Consider the following 4661-nt stretch of genomic DNA (forward strand, 5'->3'; position numbering starts at 1 on the left):
CTCCACGCAGATCGGCCGCATCGTGGACGTCATCCAGGAGATCGCCGACCAGACCAACCTGCTGGCGCTCAACGCGGCCATCATCGCCGCGCAGGCCGGGGAGCAGGGCCGGCCCTTCGGCGTGGTGGCGGATGAAATCCGCGGTCTCGCCGAGCGCACCGCGCGCTCCACGCGGGAGATCGCCACCATGGTGGGGGGCATCCGCCGGGAGCTGGACACGACGGTGTCGCTGGTGCGGGAAGGCCGCGAGCAGGCGGGCACGGGCGTGCAGTTGGGAGACCGGGCGGCCGAGGCCCTCATGGAGATCCGCACCATCACCCAGCGCACCTTCACGGCGGTGGAGGCGACGCTGGCGGAGACAAAGCGGCTGGAGGCCCAGGGCTCCACGGTGGTGGACGCCAGCCGTCGGGTGGCGCGGCGCGTGGACGATGTGTCGCGGGAGGCCATCGAGCAGGCGGGGCACGGGCGCGAGCTGGTGCACCAGACGGCGCAGATGGCCAAGCTGGCACAGGAGGCCTCGCACAAGGCGGAGGGCCAGGCACGCATCGGCCGGGACCTGTCCAACGCGGTGGTGCGGCTGAACTCGGCCATCGAGGAGATTCGCGCGGCGCACGCCGTGCTGATGCGTGGGGACGGGTCCATCGGCGAGGAAGTGGCGCGGGTGCGCGAGGACGCGCTCCAGGTCATCCGCATTGGCGACGGGCTGAGCCGCACGGTGGAGCAACTGGCCCACGAGGCGGCCAGCCTGGATGGCGAGGTGTTCCGCTTCCGGCTGCCGGCTCCGCGCGTGGGGGGGACACTCCGGGTGGGCATCCACCAGTCGACGTTCCTCAGGACGCAGGGCCGATTGGATCCACTCTTCGGTCTGGAGATCCAGGTCGTGGAGATGAGCTGCGGCGTCTTCTCCAACCTGCTGCGGTTGGAGGACGGCGTGCTGGTGCCGGACCTGGCCGAGCGCTGGGAGGCGGACCCCTCGGCGCGCCGCTACCGCTTCTACCTGCGCCCGGGCGTCACCTTCCACGACGGGCAGCCCCTGACGGCGCGCGACGTGAAGCGCCACTTCGAGCGGCTGCTGGACCCGTCCGTGAAGTCGCCGGAGCGCGGCCTGCTGGAGGACGTGGAGGGCGCCAGGGCGTTCGCGGCGGGCAAGGCGCGCGAGGTGACGGGCATCGAGGTGCTGGACGACATGACGCTCGACATCCGGCTGGAGGAGCCCAAGGCCTTCTTCCTCCACCTCATGGCCCTGCCGGGCACGGCGGTGGCCCGGTTGAGCTCGAGTGGTCAGCCGGTGGGCACGGGCCCCTTCCGTCTGGCGAACTTCGACACGAACCTCATTACCTTCGAGCGCAATCCCACCTACTGGCGCCGCGAGCAGCCCCTGTTGGATCGGCTCGAGTTCCACCTGCTGGACTCGCGCGAGCAGGCCGTGGCCGCGCTGCGGGAGGGACGGGTGGACCTCGTCTCGCACCTGTTCGTCACCCATGTGGACTCGCTCGAGCTGGAAGGGCAGCAGGTGGTCACCAGCACCACTCCGTCCACGGCCTTCCTCGGCTTCAACCTGCGCGAGGCGCCGTACAACGACGTGCGGGTGCGCAAGGCGCTCCGAGCGGGAATGGACTTCCAGGGACTGGTGGAGCGCTTCCACAAGGGCGCGCGCGTGGCCCGCCTGGTGACGCCGCCGGAGCTGCTGGACGACGGGGGCATGCAGCCCGAGCCGCGTCTGGACATCGCCCTGGCCGAGCGGCTGCTGCGGGAAGCCGGAGTGCGGGTGCTGCCGCTGACCATCTACCACGCGGTGGGGCGCGACACCTCGGCGGAGGACACCCTCCTCTTCCGCCCCCTGGTCGAGGCGGGGCTGGTGGAGCTGCGGCACGAGGAGCTGCGCGCGGAGGAGTTCGCGGAGCGGCGGCGCGAGGGACGGCTGCCCGCGTTCCGCGTGGGGTGGATCGCCGACTTCCCGGACCCGGACAACTTCCTCCACTTCCACCTGAACTCGAAGGCGCAGACGGTCTACTCGTTGGGCTACCGCAACGCGGAGTTGGACAAGCTCACGACGGAGGCGCGCGTCACCATCGACCCGGAGCAGCGCAAGCAGCTCTACCTGCGGGCGGAGAAGATCGCCTACGAGGACTGTCCCATCATCCCGCTCTTCCACCTGCGCGTGCACTCGGCGGCCAACGGCCGGGTGCAGGGGCTGCGGCTGCACCAGACTCCGCCGCAGGTGCGCTTCGAGGACCTGTGGATGGACAAGGCGGGCAAAGAGGAGACGCGCTGAGCCTCAGGGACGCGCGCGCCGCGAGCCGGAGACGCTGGAGCCCTGGGGCCACCCACGCGTCTCCGCCGTGACGAGCGCCTCGAGATCGAACGCCTCCAACCGCCAGGTGCCGTCGCGCTCGAGCACGACGTAGACGAAGCGCCCCACGTACGCGGCACCGGCCACGTGGGGAGTGCCGGGCAGCGGGCACGCCATGAGCCGCTCCCCCTCGGCGAACACCTGCACGTGGGAGCGCGAGCCCCCCGCGAGCCGCACGCTCGTCACCGTGCTCACCGCGCCTCCCTGGAGCAGCGCCGCTTCATGCAGCGTCCCCGGGGCCTCGTCCGGCAGCACGGAGGCCTCCCACCGCACCGTGCCAGCACGGGCATCGAGCGCGCGCAGCACGAGCCCCTCCTCGTCCGGAGTACACGACGTGCCGTCCGGGCGCAGGCAGGTTCGGGCGAAGGCGTAGCCGGTGCCGTCCAGCAGCAACACGGGCTCGTCGAGTGGCCGGGTCCCTCGCCCGGCTCTCTCCCAGTCCACCGTACCGGACAGACCGCCATCCCCGTCCACGAAGGCCCGCGTCCCGGCGAAGACTCGCCCCCCCGCCACGGCGAGCGAGGCCCCCGCGTCCGGCACCTCCGCGAGCAGCGGCACCGGAAGGAAGCCCGCGCCCCCATCCTCCGGCTCGGCGCGCGCCAATGGCCCGCCCGCGGCGAAGAGGAAGATGTCTCCTCGTGAGTCCAGCGCCACCCGCGCGCTGCCCGCGAAGCCGGCCACCGGGCCCGAGCGCAGCACGCCCCCGTCCGGGGCGAGCACCACGAGCGTCGCGCGGCCTCCCGCGTCCTCTCTCCCCTCCACGCCCCCATCCGCCATGTCCGAGGGCGGTGCCCACGACACGAGCGACACCACCTCGCCCTCGAAGCCAAGCGCGGTGCGCCCCGCCCCCGTAGAGGGAACCCAGCCCCCATCACCCGCTGGGGATTCGAGGCTCGGGAGAGGAACGCGCCACAGCGAGGCGCCCGTCCCCGCGGACGCGTAGGACTCGAGGGCCCCCGGCTCGTGCACCACCACGCCCGCGTCCGAGACGGCGAGCAGCGTGCGCGCCGCACCCTCCGCATAGGGCGTCTCGAAGCGCAGGAAGCCGTTGCTCGTGTACGACACCAGCCGGCAGCCGGCATCTCCGCCGCACACCGAGGCGAAGAGGGCGCCGTCGTGCGAGAGCAGCACCGGCCCACCGGGCTCGAAGGACGGCTCGCCGCCGAGCTCCTGGACGAAGGCCGGGGCGAGCTCCCCCGCGTCCGGGCGCACGCACTTGCCGGCACTGCAGTGCCCCTCGTCCTGGCACGGCGTGGCGGGCGCGCAGGTGAAGCCCTCGGGCGTGGGCACCTCCCGGCAGGTGCCGGAGAAACACAGCCGGGCGGAGACGCAGTCCACCTTGCCACAGACGGTCAGGTCCCGGGCATCCACCTCGGTGCACCCCGCCTCCCGGTCACAGAGCCCCACGCGGCAGGGATTGCCCGACGCGGGACAGGTGACTGGAGCTGTCACGCAACCCGTCTCCGGCGCGCAGGCATCACGGGTGCAGGGGTTGCCGTCATCACACGAGCGCGGCGAGCCCACGCACACCCCGGACTGGCAACGCCCATTCTCCTGGCAGCGGCTCCCGGGGATGCAGGCGGTCCCCTCCGGAGCCTCCGACTCCACGCACACGCCCGGCTCCAGCTCGAAACGGGACTGGCGACACGGGGCCGAGGGCACGCACGCCAACGGCCGCACGCCCTGGCCCCGCAGGGCCACCTCCTCCGTATGGCCTCCCGCCGACAGCACCAGCGTGCCCTCCGCCAGGCCATTTCCCGCGAGAAACAGCACCTCCACCGAGGCCGAGCCGGTACCCGGGATGGACACCTCCGTCTCGGACAGGGAGAAGGGGCCGCTCCGCACCGAGGCGGACACCGTCACGTCGGCGCGGCCCGTGCCCACCACCTGCACCGAGCCACGCACCGTGTCGCCCTCGAGCACCCGACCGAAGTCGAGCACCGCCTGCTCCGCCCGAAAGCCCCCACGCGTCCCGCTCACGGGCGGCTCGTCACACTGACAGCCACTGGCGAGCACGAACGCCACGAGGAGGAGGAACCAGGGGCGGGAACGAAGCATGGCCGCCAGTTAACGCGGGCCCGCTCGCACGCTCAACGTCCCCTCATGGCTCCAGGGGGGTGAAGCCCCGCGCCCTGTCGTTCGGGTGACGTCGCCAGGGCTCAGCCCACCGCACGGACCGGCTGCAAGCCGTCCAGGAGGGCCTCGGTGAACCGCGCTCAGGTGGCCGGCGTCTTGCGCTTCGCCAGGGCCCGCACCACCACCGCCACCACCCCCACCACCACCAGCCCGAGGATCGCCCGCTGGTAGC

General features: G+C 72.5%; 2 protein-coding genes. One reads left to right on the top strand and one right to left on the bottom strand.

Features of this window, described 5'->3' with window-relative positions; translation table 11 throughout:
• Window positions 1-2275: ABC transporter substrate-binding protein (locus VF697_RS25850; protein ID WP_331099381.1), on the top strand; the 2275-nt coding region annotated here is incomplete at its 5' end.
• A 3-nt stretch (window positions 2276-2278) separates the two neighbouring features.
• On the opposite strand, the gene VF697_RS25855 is transcribed toward VF697_RS25850, so the two are convergent.
• On the bottom strand, window positions 2279-4411 hold the full coding sequence (locus VF697_RS25855; RefSeq protein WP_331099382.1) for a hypothetical protein: 2133 nt from the start codon (window positions 4409-4411) through the stop codon (window positions 2279-2281).
• Between the last annotated feature and the right edge of the window lie 250 nt (window positions 4412-4661).

This window comes from Archangium sp. (assembly GCF_036388035.1).
Taxonomy (GTDB): domain Bacteria; phylum Myxococcota; class Myxococcia; order Myxococcales; family Myxococcaceae; genus Archangium.